The sequence below is a fragment of the Streptomyces sp. NPDC007189 genome (genome assembly GCF_040703635.1).
Taxonomy (GTDB): Bacteria; Actinomycetota; Actinomycetes; order Streptomycetales; family Streptomycetaceae; genus Streptomyces.
In genome coordinates this window covers 41,943-60,220 of sequence record NZ_JBEYEY010000016.1, presented here as the reverse complement: position 1 = coordinate 60,220, position 18,278 = coordinate 41,943, and the positions used below count along the sequence as shown (strand labels likewise).

The 18,278-nt window shown below is 70.7% G+C and carries 14 protein-coding genes; 1 reads left to right on the top strand and 13 read right to left on the bottom strand.

Annotated elements, in window-relative coordinates; translation table 11 throughout:
- Nucleotides 1–5 precede the first annotated feature (5 nt).
- The 10 genes from AB0950_RS29125 to betA form a co-directional block, all read right to left on the bottom strand.
- Nucleotides 6–1,238 carry a sarcosine oxidase subunit beta family protein gene (locus tag AB0950_RS29125; protein ID WP_360151511.1) on the bottom strand — a complete coding sequence of 411 codons (1,233 nt, stop codon included), beginning with the start codon at nt 1,236–1,238 and terminating at the stop codon, nt 6–8.
- Nucleotides 1,235–2,518, bottom strand: coding sequence for a serine hydroxymethyltransferase (glyA, locus tag AB0950_RS29120; protein WP_366779750.1), 1,284 nt, complete (start codon nt 2,516–2,518; stop codon nt 1,235–1,237). The genes AB0950_RS29125 and glyA overlap by 4 nt, the downstream gene beginning before the upstream one ends.
- On the bottom strand, nt 2,515–3,375 hold the full coding sequence (locus AB0950_RS29115) for a bifunctional methylenetetrahydrofolate dehydrogenase/methenyltetrahydrofolate cyclohydrolase (protein WP_366779749.1): 861 nt from the start codon (nt 3,373–3,375) through the stop codon (nt 2,515–2,517). The genes glyA and AB0950_RS29115 overlap by 4 nt, the downstream gene beginning before the upstream one ends.
- A gap of 35 nt (nt 3,376–3,410) precedes the next feature.
- Nucleotides 3,411–5,849, bottom strand: a complete 2,439-nt coding sequence (locus AB0950_RS29110; RefSeq protein ID WP_366779748.1) for an FAD-dependent oxidoreductase — start codon at nt 5,847–5,849, stop codon at nt 3,411–3,413.
- Between the two features lie 219 nt (nt 5,850–6,068).
- Nucleotides 6,069–7,034: an ABC transporter substrate-binding protein gene (locus AB0950_RS29105; RefSeq protein ID WP_360151499.1), complete on the bottom strand. Its 966-nt coding sequence runs from the start codon at nt 7,032–7,034 to the stop codon at nt 6,069–6,071.
- A 13-nt stretch (nt 7,035–7,047) separates the two neighbouring features.
- Complete coding sequence (locus tag AB0950_RS29100; protein ID WP_366779747.1) at nt 7,048–9,021, bottom strand: ABC transporter permease subunit; 1,974 nt, start codon at nt 9,019–9,021, stop codon at nt 7,048–7,050.
- The gene (locus AB0950_RS29095) at nt 9,021–10,112 is read right to left on the bottom strand and encodes a glycine betaine/L-proline ABC transporter ATP-binding protein (protein ID WP_360151493.1); all 1,092 of its coding nucleotides are present in this window, start codon (nt 10,110–10,112) and stop codon (nt 9,021–9,023) included. The genes AB0950_RS29100 and AB0950_RS29095 overlap by 1 nt, the downstream gene beginning before the upstream one ends.
- A 20-nt stretch (nt 10,113–10,132) precedes the next feature.
- Nucleotides 10,133–11,602, bottom strand: a complete 1,470-nt coding sequence (locus tag AB0950_RS29090; protein WP_360151490.1) for an aldehyde dehydrogenase family protein — start codon at nt 11,600–11,602, stop codon at nt 10,133–10,135.
- Between the two features lie 145 nt (nt 11,603–11,747).
- Nucleotides 11,748–12,584: a 5,10-methylenetetrahydrofolate reductase gene (locus AB0950_RS29085; protein ID WP_360151487.1), complete on the bottom strand. Its 837-nt coding sequence runs from the start codon at nt 12,582–12,584 to the stop codon at nt 11,748–11,750.
- A 3-nt stretch (nt 12,585–12,587) separates the two neighbouring features.
- Nucleotides 12,588–14,258 (bottom strand): choline dehydrogenase, encoded by a 1,671-nt coding sequence (gene betA, locus AB0950_RS29080; RefSeq protein WP_360151484.1) that lies wholly within the window; start codon nt 14,256–14,258, stop codon nt 12,588–12,590.
- A 152-nt stretch (nt 14,259–14,410) separates the two neighbouring features.
- On the opposite strand from betA, the gene AB0950_RS29075 reads away from it, so the two are divergent.
- Nucleotides 14,411–15,208: an IclR family transcriptional regulator gene (locus AB0950_RS29075; protein WP_360151481.1), complete on the top strand. Its 798-nt coding sequence runs from the start codon at nt 14,411–14,413 to the stop codon at nt 15,206–15,208.
- Nucleotides 15,209–15,305: 97 nt separating this feature from the next.
- Here the strand turns inward: AB0950_RS29075 and AB0950_RS29070 are convergent, their stop codons facing one another.
- The 3 genes from AB0950_RS29070 to AB0950_RS29060 all read right to left on the bottom strand — a co-directional run bounded on the left by AB0950_RS29070 (nt 15,306) and on the right by AB0950_RS29060 (nt 18,091).
- The gene (locus AB0950_RS29070) at nt 15,306–16,439 is read right to left on the bottom strand and encodes an aromatic ring-hydroxylating dioxygenase subunit alpha (RefSeq protein WP_366779746.1); all 1,134 of its coding nucleotides are present in this window, start codon (nt 16,437–16,439) and stop codon (nt 15,306–15,308) included.
- Between the two features lie 129 nt (nt 16,440–16,568).
- A complete protein-coding gene (locus tag AB0950_RS29065) occupies nt 16,569–17,732 on the bottom strand; it encodes an FAD-dependent oxidoreductase (RefSeq protein ID WP_366779745.1) in 1,164 nt (387 codons plus the stop codon).
- The gene (locus AB0950_RS29060; protein ID WP_360151472.1) at nt 17,729–18,091 is read right to left on the bottom strand and encodes a bifunctional 3-phenylpropionate/cinnamic acid dioxygenase ferredoxin subunit; all 363 of its coding nucleotides are present in this window, start codon (nt 18,089–18,091) and stop codon (nt 17,729–17,731) included. Before AB0950_RS29060 ends, AB0950_RS29065 begins: the two co-directional genes overlap by 4 nt.
- Nucleotides 18,092–18,278 lie beyond the last annotated feature (187 nt).

The window sequence follows — 18,278 nt, the reverse complement described above, 5'->3', positions numbered from 1 at the left end:
GCTCCCTAGTGGGCCACCGCGGCAGCGCCGTGCTCGTCGACGAGCGCGCCGGTGGTGAAACGGTCGAGCGAGAAGGGGGCGTTCAGGGCATGGGGGGTGTCGTGCGCGATGGTGTGGGCGTAGACCCAGCCGACCCCCGGGGTGGCCTTGAAACCGCCGGTCCCCCAGCCGCAGTTGAGGTAGAGGTTGCCGACCGGGGTGAGGCCGACGATGGGCGAGGCGTCGGGGGTGACGTCCACGATGCCGCCCCAGGTGCGCAGCACATGGGCGCGGGCGAAGACCGGGAACAGCTCCAGGGCCGCCGACATCTGGTCCTCGATGATGTGGAAGGCGCCGCGCTGGGTGTAGGAGTTGTACGCGTCGATGCCCGCGCCCATGACCAGTTCGCCCTTGTGCGCCTGGCTGACGTACACGTGGACGGCGTTGGACATCACCACGGTCGGGTGCACCGGTTCCAGGAGTTCGGAGACGAGCGCCTGCAACGGGTGGCTCTGCAGGGGCAGTTCGATGCCGGCCATGGCGGCGAGGACGGAGGTGTGGCCGGCCGAGCACAGGGCCACCTTGCCGGCCGCGATCGGACCGCGTGTGGTCCGCACGCCGACCACCCGGCCGCCGGCCACGTCCAGCCCGGTGACCTCGCAGTTCTGGATGATGTCGATGCCGGCGGCGTCCGCGGAGCGGGCGAAGCCCCAGGCGACGTAGTCGTGCTTGGCGATGCCGGCGCGCGGCTGGTAGGTGCCGCCCAGGACGGGGTAGCGCACGTCCGGGGAGGTGTTGACGATGGGGCAGACCTCTTTGACCCCGTCGGCGTCCAGCCATGCGGCGTCCACGCCGTTGAGCCGGTTGGCCTCGACGCGGCGGACGCTGTCGCGGACGTCCTGCAGGCTGTGGGCGAGGTTCAGCACACCGCGCTGGGAGAAGAGGATCGGGTAGTCCAGTTCCTCCTCCAGCCCCTCCCACAGCTTCAGGGCGTGCTCGTAGATGCCGGCGCTCTCGTCCCACAGGTAGTTGGAGCGGATGATCGTGGTGTTGCGGGCCATGTTGCCGCCCGCGAGCCAGCCCTTCTCCAGGACGGCGACGTTGGTGATGCCGTGGTTCTTCGCCAGGTAGTGGGCGGTGGCCAGGCCGTGTCCGCCGCCGCCCACGACGATCACGTCGTACGACGGCTTGGGGTCCGGGTTGCGCCAGAGGAACTCCGGGTGGTCGGGGAGGTCGGCGCCGGGGGTGCGGGGGCTCATCGGGCGTCTCCGTCGTACGAGAGGTGCGGGTAGAGCGGGTGCTCGGCCGCGAGCGCCTCGGTGCGGGCGCGTAGCGCGGCCACGTCCGGCTCGGGCTGGAGGGCGCGCGCGATCACGTCGGCGACCTCGGCGAAGTCCGCCTCGGTGAAACCCCGGGTGGCGAGCGCGGGGGTGCCGATGCGCAGGCCGGAGGTGACCATGGGCGGGCGCGGGTCGAAGGGGACGGCGTTGCGGTTGACGGTGATGCCGATCGCGTGCAGGAGGTCCTCGGCCCGCTTGCCGTCGAGTTCGGAGTCGCGCAGGTCGACGAGGACGAGGTGGACGTCCGTGCCGCCGGTCAGCACCGTCACGCCGGCGGCCGCCGTGTCGGGCCGGGTGAGGCGTTCGGCGAGGACGCGGGCGCCGGCGAGGGTGCGGGCCTGGCGCTCGGCGAACTCGGGTGAGGCCGCGACCTTGAAGGAGACCGCCTTGGCCGCGATGACGTGCTCCAGCGGGCCGCCCTGCATGCCCGGGAACACCGCCGAGTTGATCTTCTTGGCCAGGTCGGCGTCATTGGTGAGGATGACGCCGCCGCGGGGGCCGCCGAGGGTCTTGTGCGTGGTGGTGGTGACCACGTGGGCGTGCGGGACGGGGCTCGGGTGCAGTCCGGCGGCGACCAGGCCCGCGAAGTGCGCCATGTCGACCATGAGCAGGGCGCCGACCTCGTCGGCGATCCGGCGGAAGGCCGCGAAGTCCAGCTGCCTGGGGTACGCCGACCAGCCCGCGATGATCATCTTGGGGCGGTGCTCCTTGGCGAGCCGCTCCACCTCGTCCATGTCCACGAGGTGCTCCGCCTCGGAGACGTGGTAGGGCACGACGTTGAGCATCTTGCCGCTGTAGTTGATGCGCATGCCGTGCGTGAGGTGGCCGCCGTGCGCGAGGTCGAGACCCATGACGGTGTCGCCGGGCTGGAGGAGGGCGAAGAACACGGCCGTGTTGGCCTGTGCGCCCGAGTGCGGCTGGACGTTGGCGTAGGCGGCGCCGAACAGGGACTTGACGCGCTCGATCGCCAGCCGCTCGGTGACGTCGACGTGTTCGCAGCCGCCGTAGTAGCGGCGTCCGGGGTAGCCCTCGGCGTACTTGTTGGTCGCCACCGAGCCCTGCGCCTCCATCACGGCGGTGGGCGCGAAGTTCTCGGAGGCGATCATCTCCAGGGTGGACTGCTGGCGGCGCAGCTCGGCGCGGAGGGCTTCGTGGACCTCGGGGTCCAGCTCCGCCAGGGGCGTGTTCAGCGCGTTCATACGGTGGTCGCGTTCCTCTCGGCGGCCTCGACGACATTCGCGAGGAGCATCGCTCGGGTCATGGGTCCCACTCCCCCGGGCATCGGGGCGAGCCGTCCGGCGACCTCGGCGGCCTCCGGGTGGATGTCGCCGACGAGCCCGTGCCCGGTGCGGGTGATGCCGACGTCCAGGACGGCCGCGCCGGGGCGCAGCATGTCCTTGGTGATCAGTCCGGGCGAGCCGGCCGCCGCGACGACGATGTCCGCCTCGCGGGTGTGCCAGGCCAGGCCCTTGGTTCCGGTGTGGCAGAAAGTCACGGTGGCGTTCTCGGACCTGCGGGTGAGCAGCAGCCCGATGGGCCGGCCGACGGTGATGCCCCGGCCGACCACGCACACCCGGGCCCCGGCGAGCGGAACGTCGTACCGGCGCAGGAGTTCGACGATGCCGCGCGGGGTGCACGGCAGCGGGGCGTCGGTGCCGAGGACGAGGCGGCCGAGGTTGACGGGGTGGAGTCCGTCGGCGTCCTTGGCCGGGTCCATGCGCTCCAGTACGGCGTTCGCGTCCAGGTGGCGCGGGAGCGGGAGCCGGACGATGTATCCGGTGCAGGCCGGGTCGGCGTTGAGTTCGTCGACGACGTCCTCGACCTGCCGCTGGGTGGCGTCGGCGGGCAGTTCGCGGCGCAGGGAGGCGATGCCGGCCTGCGCGCAGTCGCGGTGCTTGCCGGCGACGTAGGCGCGGCTGCCGGGGTCGTCGCCGACGAGGACGGTTCCGAGGCCGGGAGGGCGACCGGTGAGGGCCGTCAACTTGGCGACGCGCTCGGCGAGTTCACGACGGATGGCGGCGGCGGTGGCTTTGCCGTCAAGGAGTTGTGCGGTCACCGATGGGGTTTCCTTTCCCTTGAACCCACGGAATGTCAGCCACGGAGCCGCGACATCGCCGGGTCGAACAGCGGCTCCTCGGCGACGACCGCCTCCACCCGCTGGTCGAAGTAACCGATCTGCACCCGCGTACCGGCCTCGGCCAGCTCCGCCGGGAGCCACGCGTAAGCGATCCCCTTGCCGATGGTGTAGCCGTACGCCGCGCTGGTGACGTAGCCGACGGCGCGCTCGCCGTCGTAGACCGGCTCCTTGCCCATGACGACCGCGCTCGGGTCGTCGATGGTGAGGCAGCTCAGCCTGCGCCGGACGTTCTCCTTGCGGCGCTCCAGCGCGGCCTTCCCGATGAAGTCGCCCTTGTCGAGCCTGACGGCGAAGCCGACACCGGCCTCGTACGGGTCGTGCTCGTAGGTCATGTCGGTGCCGAAGGAGCGGTAACCCTTCTCCAGGCGCAGGCTGTTGAAGGCGCCGCGGCCGGCGACGATGCCGCCGAGCGGTTCGGCCGCGGCCCACAGGGTGTCCCACAGCTTCAGGCCCTGGTCGGCGGTGGTGTACAGCTCCCAGCCCAGCTCGCCGACGTAACTCAGGCGCATCGCGGTGACCGGCACCGAGCCGATGTAGGCGCGCTTGGCGCGGAAGTACTTCAGGCCGTCACCCGAGAAGTCCTCGTCCGTGAGCGGCTGCAGCACCTCGCGGGCGAGCGGGCCCCACAGGCCGATGCAGCAGGTGCCGGCGGTGACGTCGCGGACCTGGACGCGGCCGTCGGCGGGCAGGTGGCGGGTGAACCAGTCGAGGTCCAGGTTGCCGTTGGCGCCCACCTGGAAGAGGTCGCGGCCGAGGCGGGCGACGGTGATGTCGCTGCGGATGCCGCCGTCGTGGTCCAGCAGCAGCGTGTACGTCACCGAGCCGACGGACTTGGCGACCTTGCCGGTGACCAGGCCCTCCAGGAAGTCGGCGGCGCCGGGGCCGCTGACCTCCAGGCGCTTGAGGGCCGTCATGTCGTACAGGGCGGCCTTCTCGCGGGTGACCTGGGCCTCGGCGCCGACGACGGGCGACCAGTAGCGGGCTGCCCAGTCGTTCGGGGTGGGGATGTCGCGGCCTTCGGTCAGGGAGGCGTTGGCCTCGTACCACTGGGGGCGCTCCCAGCCGTTCGCCTCCAGGAAGAACGCGCCGTGCTCCTGCTGGCGGGCGTAGAAGGGGCTGGTGCGGATCGGACGCGGCTCACCCGACGGCTGGAGCGGGTGGAGGATGTCGTAGACCTCCACGAAGTTCTGGCAGTCGCGCGCCAGGACGTACTCCGGGGAGAGCTGGTGCGGCTCGAAGCGGTTGACGTCGCACTCGTGCAGGTCGAAGGAGGAGCAGTAGCCGTCGACCAGCCATTCGGCGACGGCCCGGCCGACGCCCGCGGAGTGGGTGACCCACACGGCCTCGGCGACCCAGAAGCCCTTGACGTCCGGGGACTCGCCGAGCAGCGGGTAGCCGTCGGTGGTGAAGGAGAACAGGCCGTTGATGCCCTCCTCGACCTTCGCCTCCTTGGTCGCCGGGAGCAGGGACTGCGTCTCGGTCCAGGCCGGCTCGAAGTCCTCCTCGGTGAACTTCAGCACCGAGGGCATCTGTTCGGCCGCGTCCACGGAGAGGATGTCGTCGGCGGAGACCGGCATGGGGCGGTGACCGTAGTAGCCGATGCCGAGGCCGTCGAAGCGGTCGCGGTAGTACAGGTCGGCGTCCTGGTGGCGCAGGATCGGGCGGACCGCCTCCTCGGTCTGGCCGGCGAGGGCGGGGACGGGACCGGTCCAGGCGAGCTGGTGGCCGAGCGGGGTCAGCGGCAGGTTCATCCCGGCCATGCGGGCGATCTTCGGGCCCCAGATGCCGGCGCAGCACACGACGATGTCGGCGTCGATCTCGCCGTGGTCGGTGACGACGCCGGTGACGCGGCCCTCGCTCTGCCGGATGTCGAGGACCTCGTGCCGGGCGAGGAAGCGCACACCGCGCTCGGCGGCCCGGCGGATCTGCGCCTCGACGGCGAGGACGGCCTTGGCCAGGCCGTCGGTGGGGACGAAGAGTCCGCCGAGGACCTTGTCGCGGTCGACCAGCGGGTGCTTGGCCACGCACTCGTCGGGGGTCAGCAGGCGCGCCTCGATGCCCCAGGCCGTGATCCAGCCGTGCCGGCGCTGGATCTCGGCGAGCCGTTCGGCGCTGGTCGCCACTTCCAGGCCGCCGACCTGGAGGAAGCAGGGCTTGCCGTCAACGTCGAGGGAGCACAACTTCTCGACGGTGTAGCGGGCCAGCTCCGTCATCGTCTTCGAGGCGTTCGTCTGGAAGACCAGGCCCGGGGCGTGCGAGCTGGATCCCCCGGTGGCCGGGAGGGGGCCCTGGTCGACCACGGTCACTTCGGTCCAGCCGCGCGCGGAGATCTCGTCCGCCAGGGCCGCTCCCACGACACCCGCTCCGATGATCACCACTCGGGGTCCCGCCATCGCCCAACCTCCGCACTTGAGACCGGCTCAGTTGCTTTGTACGCAACGTGATTCAGGTTACGCAACTCAATGTGCCTGTCGCCGTGGAGGGTGTCAAGGGGTCGGTGACGTCGGAAAACAGCCCGGTGAACGGGCCCGGGAACGGCAACGCCCGGCGGGCGGTGCGCGCAGCTGCGCACCGCCCGCCGGGCGTCCTCGCCGGCCTGTTGCGACCCCGTGCTACTTCAGCCAGGCGTCGACCTTGTCGCGGTGGGTGTCGACCCACTTCTTGGCCGCCGCGTCGTCCGACATCTTGTCCACCGCGATGTACCTGGCCACGGTGTTCTGGTCGTCGTTGGTCCAGTGGAAGTTCTTCACCAGCTGGTAGGCGGGGCTGCCCGACTTGGCGAACCGCGCGCTGACGATCTTGTCCAGGTCGTAGACCGGATAGTCGCAGGCGATCTTCGCGGCGTCGGCGTCACACCCCGTCGTGTACTTCGGCAGGTCGACCTTGACCAGCGGCACCTCGGACATGAACCACTGGGGCTCGTAGAAGTAGCCGATCACCCATTGCTTGTTCTTCTCGGCCGTCCGGTAGGCCTGGATGAGCGCGGTCTCGCTGCCCGCGTACACCACCTTGAAGTTGAGCTTCAGGTTCTTCACCAGCGCCGCGTCGTTGGTGACGTACGACGGGTCGCCGTCGAGGAGCTGGCCCTTGCCGCCCGACTCGGAGGTCCTGAACTTGTCGGCGTACTTGTCGAGGTTCTTCCAGTCGGTGATGTCCGGGTGGGCCTTGGCCAGCCACGGCGGCACGAACCAGCCGATCACGCCCTTGTTGCCCGTCGATCCCGCTTCCACCGCGGTCTTCTGCTCGGTGATGTACTTCTTCTTCAGGTCGTCGTGGCCCCAGTTCTCCAGGACGGCGTCCACCTCGCCGGTCCCGAAGCCCTGCCAGGCGATCTCCTCCTTCAGGTCCTTCTTGTTGACCGTGCAACCGAGGTCGTGCTGCGCCACGTACGCGACGACCGCCGCGTCCGCCTCGTAGCCGACCCACGGGTTGACGGCGAGGTTGAAGGTGCCGCACTTGCCGCCCGAGGACTTCGCGCCGGCCGAGGTGCTGTCGCCGACCTTCGCCCCCGAGCAGGCCGTGAGGGTGAGGCCGAGGACGGCCAGTGCGGCCGCGCCGGCCCGCCAGTGATGTGCCATGGTGTCGTGCTCCTTATGCCCTGGTGCGTCGCGCCGCAGCCTGCGTGATCCGGTCGAACATGACTCCGAGCAGTACGATGGCGAGCCCCGCCGCCAGCCCCTTGCCGTACAGCTCTCCCTGCGAGAAACCGGCCACGACGTCGTAGCCGAGGGCGCCTGCCCCTACCAGGCCGCCCACCACAACCATCGACAGCACATAGATCAGACCCTGGTTGGTGGCGAGGGTCAGCGCGCTGCGTGCCATCGGCAGCTGGACCTTGGTGATGATCTGCCAGGTGTTGCACCCGGAGGAGGTGGCCGCCTCCACGGTGGACTCGGACACGTTCCGCACACCATCCGCGATGATCTTGATGGCGACGGGCGCCGCGTACACGACGGCCGCGACGATCGCGGTGAACCGGGTGGCGCCGAACAGGGCCAGGAACGGCACGAGATAGACGAACGGCGGCATGACCTGCGCGGCGTCCAGAGTGGGCCGCACCAGCCGGTCCACCAGCCGGCTGCGGCCCATCCACACGCCGAAGACGACACCGAACAGCATCACCAGGACCGTGGCGACGGCGGTGGAGGCCAGTGTCGTCATGCCGTCGGACCACACACCCGTGCCGACCAGCAGCCCGACGCACACCGCGGCCGTCGCCGCGGCGCGCCATCCGCCGAGCACCGCGCCGAGCGCGACCAGGGTGATGCCGACCAGCCACCACGGGGAGTCGGTGAGCAGCGTCTGGAACGGGTTGAGCAGACCGTTGGTGATGACGTTCCGCACAGCGTTGGTGATCCCCGACAGATGGTCCTGCAGCCAGGTGGTCGTGGTGTCGGCCGCGCTCGCGATGTGGCTGCCCGTGCTGCCGTTGCCCGGGAACTCGGCCGCCCAGACGTAGGTGTGGGACAGGTACACCAGGACGGCGGCCCCTGCGCCGCCCGCCACCAGCAGCGGCCGGCGCCACTTCAGGAGCCGGCCGCCCGTGCGGCGGGTCTCGGTGCGCGCGGCCGCCGCGGTGGTGACCCGGTCGAGCACGATGGCCATGACGACGATGGCGAGCCCGGCGTTGAACGCCGTACCGACGTCGAGCGACTGCAGGGCCTGGACGACGGTCTTGCCGAGGCCGGGCGCGTCGATCAGAGCGGCGATGGTCACCATGGCCAGCGCGGCCATGATGGTCTGGTTGACGCCCATGACCACCGTGCGCCGGGACATCGGCAGCAGCACCTTCAGCAGCTGCTGCGACCGTGTGGTGCCGAGCGAGTCGGCCGCCTCGACGGTGGTCTTCGGCACCGAGCGGATGGCGTGCGCGGTGATGCGGATGGCGGGCGGTGCCGCGTAGATGACGGTGGTGATCACGGCGGAGGCTCCGCCGATGAGGAAGATCAGGGTCAGCGGGGCGAGGTAGACGAAGGTCGGCATCGTCTGCATGAAGTCCAGGAAGGGCGTCATGATCCGGTTGAACCGGTCGGAGAGCCCCGCCCACACGCCCAGCGGGATGCCGATGAGCAGCGCCACGAGGACCGCCGACACGGTCAGCGCGAGGGTGTCCATGCTCTGCTGCCACAGGCCCTGGAGCCCGAAGAAGGTGAAGCCCGCGACCGCCAGCAGTGCCACCCGCCAGTTGCCCACGGCCCAGGAGACGTAGCCGGTGAGTCCGACGACGCCGAGCCAGCCGATCTGCGGCACCGGGCGGGCGCCGGTGGGCTGGGAGATCAGGGACTGGACGAAGGTGACCAGGTTGTCGATGGCCAGCCGGATCTCGTTGAAGAAGTACAGGAAGAGCGGGTTGGAGTTGCGGTTGGCCCCGATGCTGTCGTTGAGGTCGTTCAGCCACCGGTGCAGACCGGTGAGGTCGGCCGCCGCGAGGGCCAGGGTCTGCCGGCCGCGCAGTACGGCGAAGAGCACCAGCCAGGCGAGCAGGACGGCCGCCACCACCATGGGGCGGCTGACCTTGTCACGTAGCGTCGCGACCGGCGCGGTCGCGTCGGCGACGACGGCCATCACGCACCGCCTTCCTGCCCGGCGACGACGGAGAGGATCTCCTCGTCGCCGACGATGCCGAGCAGCTTGCCGTTCTCCACGACCTTGACGGGCTTCTCGGCGGCGAGCACCGCGCGGGTGGCCTCGCGCACCACGACGTCCGGCCCCAGCTCGGGTCCGTCCAGGGCGTCGCCGGGCTCGGCGGGGCGCATGATCCAGCGCAGGGTGAGGACGTCGCCGCGCGGCACGTCCTTGACGAAGTCCCGTACGTAGTCGTCGGCGGGGGCGCCGACGAGTTCGTCGCCGGTGCCGCACTGGACCGTCTTGCCGTCCCGCATGATGAGGATGCGGTCGCCCAGCTTCAGCGCCTCGGACAGGTCGTGGGTGATGAAGACCATGGTCTTGCCGACCTCGTGGTGCAGCCGGATGACCTCGCTCTGCATGTCACGGCGGATCAGCGGGTCGAGCGCGGAGAACGGCTCGTCGAAGAAGAGGACGTCGGGGTCGCCGGCGAGGGCGCGGGCGAGGCCGACGCGCTGCTGCATGCCGCCGGAGAGCTGGTCGGGGTAGGAGTTCTCGTATCCGGCCAGGCCCACCAGCTCGACGACCTCCAGGGCCTTCCTGGTGCGCTCGGCCTTGCCCATGCCCCGTATCTCCAGGCCGAACGCCACGTTGTCGACGACCCTGCGGTGCGGCAGCAGGCCGAAGTGCTGGAAGACCATGGAGAACTTGCTGCGCCGCAGCTCGCGCAGGCGCCGGGCGTCGGCGTCGCGGATGTCCTCGCCCTCGAAGACGACCTCTCCGGCGGTGGGTTCGATCAGCCGGGTCAGACATCGCACCAGGGTGGACTTGCCGGAGCCGGACAGGCCCATGACGACGAAGACCTCGCCGGGCGACACGTCGAAGCTGACATCCCGTACGGCGGCGGTGCAGCCGGTGCGGTCCATCAGCTCGCGGCGGCTGAGCCCGCACAGCTCCTCGGAGCCCGGCACCTCGTCGGCCTTGGGTCCGAACACCTTCCACAGCCGGCGCACGGAGATGACCGGCGTACGCGCCTGGGGCTCCTGGGACGTGTCGCTCGGCCGCGACACCTCGGTCTGGGCTGGGGTCATGATCGGGCCTCTCTTGGCGGTCAGCCGCGGAACCAGTGCTGCGGCCGGGGTTGGATGTTCTGCCAGACGTGCTTGGGCTCCCGGTACTCGTCGAGGCCGGCCGGTCCCAGCTCACGGCCCACGCCCGAGTGTCCGAAGCCGCCCCATTCCGCCTGCGGTACATAGGGGTGGTAGTCGTTGATCCACACGGTGCCGTGGCGCAGCGCGCGGGCCACCCGCTGGGCCCTGCCCGCGTCCTGGGTCCAGACGGCCCCGGCGAGGCCGTACTCCGTGTCGTTGGCGATGCGGACGGCGTCGTCCTCGTCGTGGAAGCGCTCGACGGTGAGCACGGGTCCGAAGGACTCCTCGTGCACCACCCGCATGTCCTGCCGGCACTCGTCCAGGACGGTCGGCGGGTAGTAGAAGCCGTGCGCCAGCGCCGGGTCGTCGGGGCGGGCGCCGCCGCAGCGCAGGACGGCGCCCTCGGCGAGGCCGGCGGCGACGTACGCCTCGACCTTCTCCCGGTGCTGTGCGGAGATCAGCGGCCCGGTCTCGGCCTCCGCGTCGAAGGGGCCGCCGAGCCGGATCCGCCGGGCGCGGCGTACGACCTCGTCGACGAAGGCGTCGTGGATCGCGTCCTCGACGATCAGGCGGGCGCCGGCCGAGCAGACCTGCCCGGAGTGCAGGAAGACGGCGGTGAGCGCGAAGTCGACGGCCGTTTCGAAGTCGGCGTCGGCGAAGACCACGTTGGGGTTCTTGCCGCCGAGTTCGAGGGCGACCTTCTTCACCGTCGCCGCGGCGGTGGCCATGATGTGCCGCCCGGTGTGCAGTCCTCCGGTGAACGACACCATGTCGACGGCCGGGTGCTCGGCGAGCGGCGCGCCCGCCTCGGCCCCGGCGCCGAGCACCAGGTTGGCCGCGCCGCCCGGGAGCCCTGCCTCCTCGAGGGCCTTCATCAGCAGGATCGAGGTGGAGGGCGTCAGCTCGCTGGGCTTGAGGACGACCGTATTGCCCGCGAGCAGGGCCGGGGCGATCTTCCAACTGGCCTGCAGCAGTGGGTAGTTCCAGGGGGTGATCAGTCCGCAGACGCCGACCGGCTCATAGGTGACGCGGCTCAGTGCGTCGTCGCGTCCGGTGTCGACCACCCGGCCGGCGCTGGTGCCCGCGATGCCGCCGTAGTAGCGGAAGCAGGAGACGACGTCGGCGATGTCGTACTCGCTCTCCACCAGCCGCTTGCCGGTGTCGAGGGACTCGGCGCGGGCGAATTCCTTGGCGTCGCGCTCGATGATGCCGGCGGTGCGCAGCAGCAGTGCGCCGCGCTCGCGCTCGGGGGTCCGCGGCCAGGGTCCGTCGTCGAAGGCGCGCCGAGCCGCTGTGATCGCCGCCTCGGTGTCGGGGCGGGTCGCCTCGGAGACCGTGGCGACCAGGGTGCCGTCGGCCGGACAGCGGATCTCCCGGTGGCCGCCGGCCACTGGGGCGCGCCATTCTCCGTCCACATACAGATCTGCCACGCGCTGCGCCCTTCGAGCGGAATTCGTTGCGCATTGTGCATCGAATTGCTTGTGGTGGAACACCTTTGCGGAACGGGCTGACGCCCGTCAAGAGGTCGGCATGTCTCGATTTCGCCGCCCCCGGTCGTGTTTCCCCCGGCCCGCATCAGCCGGCCAGGCGGTCCAGTGCCGCACGGCGCCAACGCTCCGTCTCGGCAATCTGGTTGAAGGTGAACAGGTGCAGTCCTGCCACCCCGGCGGCGGGATCGGTGAACGCCGGTGCGCCGCGGGTGAGCAGGCGCTCGGGCGCGTATCCCCCGGGCGCCGCGAACCGCAGGAACCAGGAGGGGTGCCGGGTGAGGAAGCGCGTCGACTCCCCCACCCCGATCTTCGTCGCCATCGACAGCAGCTTCGCCCGCTGCACGGGCCCGGCGACGCCCAGGTGCACGGGCAGCGTGACGTCGCGGCGCCGGATCCGGGCGAGCCAGTCGCCGAGCACGCGCGCGTCGAAGCACAGGTTGCTGACGATGTAGGTGGCGTGTGTCCGCTTGTCCCACATCGACTGGATGGTGATGTCGTCGTGGATGAGCGGATGGCTCTCCGGATAACCGGTGATGCCGAGGTCGGCGAAGGGGCTGCCCAGGTCGGCGAGCGCGCGCAGCACCGGCAGGGCGCCGTGGTACGGCCCGGCCGGCGGATCGGCGTCGCCGGCCGGGACGAAGACGTCCCTGACGCCTGCCGTGCGCAGCCGTTCGGCGACGTCCTTCAGGTGCGCGTCGTCCCGCAGCAGCCGGGCGGGGACGTGCGGGACGACGCGGTACCCGTGCGCCGCGAGCCGCTCGGTGAGCAGCAGCGTCGGCTCCAGTCCCTTGGCCGGCGACGCCGTGACCGTGACCACGACCTCGCGCGGGACATGGGCGAGGACCTTCTCCTCGGTGGCCTTCGCCGGCAGCACCTCGTAGCGGACGCGGGTGAGGAGCGTCCGCAGGGCCTGGGCGCCCATGGTTCAGCCGGCCTGTTTCTGGGCGTCGCGGTGCCGGTAGTAGGCGGCCTTGGACGGCGGCAGCGGCTCGTTGCCCAGGATGAGGTCGGCCGCCTTCTCGGCGATCATCATCACCGGTGCGTAGATGTTGCCGTTGGTGACATAGGGCATCACCGAGGCGTCCACCACGCGCAGCCCGTCCAGTCCGTGCACCCGCATGGTCAGCGGGTCGACGACGGACATCTCGTCGGTGCCCATCTTGCAGGTGCAGGAGGGGTGCAGGGCGGTCTCGCCCTCCTTGGCGACCCAGGCGAGGATCTCCTCGTCGGTCTCGACGGACGGTCCGGGCGAGACCTCGCCGCCGTTGTAGGGGGCGAGGGCGGGCTGGTTGAGGATCCTGCGCGCCACCCGGATCGCCTCCACCCACTCCCGGCGGTCCTGTTCGGTGGACAGGTAGTTGAAGCGCAGGGCGGGCTTCACCCGCGGGTCCCGGCTCTTGATCTTCACCGAGCCGATGGCGTCCGAGTACATGGGCCCGACATGCACCTGGTAGCCGTGGCCGCCGGCGGGCGAGGAGCCGTCGTAGCGGACGGCGACCGGCAGGAAGTGGAACATCAGGTTGGGATACTCCACGTCCTCGTTGCTGCGGGCGAAGCCGCCGGCCTCGAAGTGGTTGGTGGCCGCGGGGCCCTTGCGGAACAGCCACTGCAGCCCGATCAGGGGGGCGCGCCACTTCGCCATGTACGGCTGCATGGAGACGGGCTGCGTGCAGGCGTACTGGACGTACACCTCCAGGTGGTCCTGCATGTTCTCGCCGACACCCGGCAGGTCGTGCACGGGGTCGATGCCGAGGGCGGACAGTTCGGCGGCGTTGCCGACGCCGGAGAGCTGCAGCAGCTGCGGGGAGTTGATGGCGCCGCCGCACAGGATGACCTCGCCGGCGCGGACCTGCTGGACGGCGCCCCTGCCGCGCCGGTACTCGACGCCGACGGCCCGCTTGCCCTCGAAGAGCACCCGGGTGACCAGGGTGCGCGTCTTCACGGTGAGGTTCGGCCGGTTCATCGCGGGGCGGAGGTAGGCCTTGGAGGCGGAAAGGCGGCGGCCGCGGTGGACGTTGCGGTCGAACTTGGCGAATCCTTCCTGCCGGTAGCCGTTGACGTCGTCGGTCGGTGCGTAACCGGCCTCCTGGGTGGCCTTGAGGAAGGCGGTGAACAGCGGGTTGGTGGCCGGGCCGCGCTCCAGGACGAGGGGGCCGTCGTGGCCGCGGAACTCGTCGTCGGGGTCGGCGGCCAGGCAGTTCTCCATGCGGCGGAAGTACGGCAGACAGTGGGCGTAGTCCCAGGTCTCCATGCCGGGGCCGGCCGCCCAGCGCTCGTAGTCCATGGGGTTGCCGCGCTGGAAGATCATGCCGTTGATGCTGCTGGAGCCGCCGAGCACCTTGCCGCGGGCGTGGTAGATGCGCCGGCCGCCCATGTGGGGCTCGGGCTCGGACTCGTACTTCCAGTCGTAGAAGCGGCTGCCTATGGGGTAGGTCAGCGCGGCGGGCATGTGGATGAAGACGTCCCAGGGATAGTCGGAGCGGCCCGCCTCCAGGACCAGCACCCGGTTGGCGGGATCGGCCGACAGCCGGTTGGCCAGTGCGCTGCCGGCCGATCCACCGCCGACGATGACGAAGTCGTACTGCAAGGGAGCCATGGTGCCTCGTCTCGCTCGCGCCTTGTGATGTGCGGGGCATGCTAGTACGGGTGCCGCTATACGCACCAGGTTGCGAACAACGCAACTTGTAAGATCTTTGTGCACGCCGCGTTACTTGCAGAGGTGTTGTTTACTGCGCGTATAGTTCCGCTATGAGCAACTACAGTCCGGATACGGAAACGCAAGGTTCACCGCCCGGCGGAGTGCAGTCCGTCGACCGGGCCATCAGCGTGCTGGAGATCCTGGCCCAGCGCGGTGAGGCCGGTGTGAGCGAGGTGGCCGCCGAGATCGATGTGCACAAGTCGACCGCGTTCCGCCTGCTCGGCGCCCTGGAGGCGCGCGGCCTGGTGGAGCAGGCGGGCGAGCGGGGCAAGTACGCGCTCGGCTTCGGCATCGTACGCCTGGCGGGCGCCGTCACGGGACGCATCGACATCACCCAGCAGGGCCGCGCGGTGTGCGAGCGGCTGGCGGAGGAGATCGGCGAGACGGTCAACATCGCCGTGATGCAGGAGCACTATGCGATCAACCTCTACCAGGTGCGCGGCCAGTCCGCCATCACCGCGCACAACTGGGTCGGCCAGCTGACCCCGCTGCACGCCACCTCCAGCGGCAAGATCATGCTGGCCCACCTGCCGGCCAAGCAGCGCGCCGCGCTGCTCGCGGACGCGGGCCTGAAGAAGCTGACCCCGCACACGATCACCGCGAAGGCGAAGCTGGAGAAGAACCTCAGCGAGGCCCGGGAGCGCGGTTACGCCTGGACACTGGAGGAGCTGGAGATCGGCCTGCACGCCATGGCCGCCCCGATCCGGGACCGGGAGGGCCGGGTCATCGCGTCGCTCAGCGCCTCCGGGCCCGCGTACCGGTTCACCGAGGAGCGCATGCACGAGCTGGCTCCGCTGCTGGTCAAGGGCGCGGAGGAGATCAGCCACCGGATGGGACACCTGGGCTGAACGCCCCGTCCGCGACCGCCGCACGACCGCCGCACGGCCCGCGTACGCCCCCCGCGCGGGCCACGGTCGTCCCTCCTGGACGGCGCCCGCCTTGGCGTCACCGCTGCCGCGGCGTGCCCAGACGCTCGTTCAGCCAGTCGTGGAAGGCGCCGATGTGGTGCTCACTGGGCACGAGGACGCCGCCCTTGGCGTACATCCGCGAGCTCATCCCGGGCTGGGTGCGCTCGCAGGCGTCGAAGTCCTGGCGGTTGACCCGGTCGAACAGCTCCACCGAGCGGCTGACGTCCTTGCCGCTCTCCACGACGTGCGGCAGGTAGAGCCAGTCGCACTCGACGACCGTGCGGTCGACGGCCACCGGGTACATCCGGTGGAAGATCACATGGTCGGGCACCAGGTTGATGAACACCTGCGGCTTGACCGTGATCGCGTAGTAGCGGCGGTCCTGGTCCTCGGAGACCCCGGGGATGCGGTCGAGACCCTCGGAGCCGTCCACGGTGAAGCCCTGGATCTCCTCACCGAACTCCGCGCCGTGGCCGACGTAGTACTGCGCCGCGTAGCCGTCGGCGAACTCCGGGAGCACCTCCGTGAGTTCCGGGTGGATCGTGGCGCAGTGGTAGCACTCCATGAAGTTCTCGATGATGAGCTTCCAGTTCGCCTTCACGTCGTAGACGATCCGCCGGCCCACCGACAGGTTCGGGATGTCGTAGCGCTCGATCGACTCGGTGTCGCCGAGCCGCTCCACCACCGCGCCGATCACGTCCTCCTCGAAGGAGGGCGGGTTCTCCGCCAGGCACACCCAGACGTAGCCGAGCCATTCGCGGACGGCCACGCTCACCAGGCCGTACTCGGTGCGGCCCACGTCGGGCATCTTGGTCAGGTTGGGCGCCGCGACGAGCTTGCCGTTCAGGTCGTAGGTCCAGGCGTGGTAGGGGCACTGGAAGGCCCGCTTCACCTCGCCCGTCTCCTCGGTGCACAGCCTGGCGCCGCGGTGCCGGCAGACGTTGAAGTAGGCACGGATCGAGTGGTCCCGGGCCCGGGTGACGAGGATGCTCTCGCGGCCCACGTCCACGGTGCGGAAGGCGCCGGGCCTGGCCAGGTCGCAGGCGCGTGCGACGCAGAACCACATCGCCTCGAAGACGTGCTCCTGTTCCTGGGCGAAGACGCCGGGGTCGGTGTAGGCGGAGCCGGGGAGGGTGGCGATCAGGCTGTCCGGCAGGCTGGTCGAGGTCACGGTGCACTCCTCGGGGGAACGTCGTGGATCGGTAGGTCACGCGCCGGGAAGAGCGACTCCGGTCAGCGTTGTGTATGAGGCGACACTGCGTTTGCTGTGCAACGCAGCAGGGGTGGCGCCGGGGTGGTGTCAAGCCGCGGCGGCGGCGAACTGCTTGCGCCGGCGGGTGAACAGCCGCGGCTGGTTCATGCCGAGCACGGCGACCTCCCGGCCGTCCTTGCGGTAGACGGCCAGAAAGCTGCGGTCGTCGACCGAGCCCTCCTCGACCGTCACGCTGTCGGCGCCGGCGGCGTGCCCGACGAACTGGATCTTCACGCCGTACTGGTCGGACCAGAAGTACGGCGGCCGGGGCGCGGCCGGCTCGACGGCGCCGTGCGCGAGCAGCGCGGCGACGGCGGCGTCCGGGCGTTCCCGTGCGCCGGTCCAGTGCTCGACCCTGCGGTGGAGCCCGGTGTGCGGGTCGTACCAGTTGGCGCAGTCGCCCACGGCGACCACCCCGGCCACGCTGGTGCGGCCGTCGGCGCCGCACTTCACGCCGTTGTCGAGGGCGACGCCGGATCCCTGAAGCCACTCGACGCAGGGGCGTGCGCCGACGCCGACGACGACCATGTCCGCGGCGACGGTGCGGCCGTCCTCCAGCAGCACGGCGTCGACGCGCCGCTCGCCGCTCAGTCCCTTGACGCCCACGCCGCACAGCAGGCGCACACCGTGGTCGGCGTGGAGGGCGGAGACGACCGCGCCCATGTCCGCGCCGAGCGGTCCGGCCAGCGGTGTCGGGGCGGCCTCGATCACGGTGACGTCGAGGCCGAGGGCGTACGCCGTCGAGGCGACCTCGGCGCCGACGAATCCGCCGCCGATCACCACCACCCGTCCGCCGCGGGCCAGGTCGTCCCGCAGGGCGCGGGCGTCGTCGAGGGTGCGCAGCACATGGACGCCGGCCAGGTCCTCGGTGCCGGGCAGGGTGCGGGCGGCCGCGCCGGTCGCGATGACCACGCCGTCGGCGCGTATCGCACGGCCGTCGGCGAGGCGGACGGCCCGCTCGGTGCGGTCCAGTCCGGTGGCGCGGGCGCCGAGCATCCACTCCGCCCCCAGATCGTCGTCGTCCGTCTCCAGCGCCAGGTCCGCTTCGCCGATGGCGCCGGCCAGGAACTCCTTGGACAACGGCGGCCTGTCGTAGGGGCGGTGGGGCTCGTCGCCGACGATCACCAGCCGGCCGTCGTACCCCCGCTTCCGCAGCGAGCGCGCGGCCGACAGACCGGCCAGCGAGGCGCCCACCACGGCGACGGTCCTCACGCGGGGCCTCCGGCCAGGCGGGCGGCGACGCACGGCGGCAGGTTGGGCGCGTCGGTGGAGAGCCGCACGTGGATCACGCCGTCCTCGACGACGACCTCGTGGGTGCGGACCGGGAGCTTGGCCGGCGGTGCGTCCACGGCTCCGGTCCTCAGGTCGAACTTCGAGGCGTGCAGCGGGCATTCGACCTCGCAGCCCTCCAGCCAGCCGTCGGCGAGCGACGCGTCCTGGTGGGTGCAGGTGTCGTCGATCGCGAAAAGTTCGCCGTCGTCGGTGTGGAACACCGAGACCGGCGGGTCGATGTCGAGCCGGTGGGCCTCGCCTCGCGGCAGATCCGCGAGACGGCACGCGGGAATCATCATGACACCTCGGTGCGTATAGCGAAACGGATTGCAGTTAGCGCAACGTCAGTCTGGGGCCGCCCTGAAGCGATGTCAAGGCGTGCGCGAAGCGGTTCGCAGGGTGTTTTCCGGGCGGCGTGCGGGCAGCCTGAAGCGCCTTCGAAGGCGCAGGTCAGCGGGTGGATCGGCGGCCGTGCGCGGGGACGGC

Coding starts and splice junctions, on each gene's coding strand:
- AB0950_RS29125 (WP_360151511.1), bottom strand. CDS start 1,238: ATGAGCCCCCGCACCCCCGGCGCCGACCTCCCCGACCACCCGGAGTTC.
- glyA (WP_366779750.1), bottom strand. CDS start 2,518: ATGAACGCGCTGAACACGCCCCTGGCGGAGCTGGACCCCGAGGTCCAC.
- AB0950_RS29110 (WP_366779748.1), bottom strand. CDS start 5,849: ATGGCGGGACCCCGAGTGGTGATCATCGGAGCGGGTGTCGTGGGAGCG.
- AB0950_RS29105 (WP_360151499.1), bottom strand. CDS start 7,034: ATGGCACATCACTGGCGGGCCGGCGCGGCCGCACTGGCCGTCCTCGGC.
- AB0950_RS29100 (WP_366779747.1), bottom strand. CDS start 9,021: ATGGCCGTCGTCGCCGACGCGACCGCGCCGGTCGCGACGCTACGTGAC.
- AB0950_RS29095 (WP_360151493.1), bottom strand. CDS start 10,112: ATGACCCCAGCCCAGACCGAGGTGTCGCGGCCGAGCGACACGTCCCAG.
- AB0950_RS29085 (WP_360151487.1), bottom strand. CDS start 12,584: ATGGGCGCCCAGGCCCTGCGGACGCTCCTCACCCGCGTCCGCTACGAG.
- betA (WP_360151484.1), bottom strand. CDS start 14,258: ATGGCTCCCTTGCAGTACGACTTCGTCATCGTCGGCGGTGGATCGGCC.
- AB0950_RS29075 (WP_360151481.1), top strand. CDS start 14,411: ATGAGCAACTACAGTCCGGATACGGAAACGCAAGGTTCACCGCCCGGC.
- AB0950_RS29060 (WP_360151472.1), bottom strand. CDS start 18,091: ATGATGATTCCCGCGTGCCGTCTCGCGGATCTGCCGCGAGGCGAGGCC.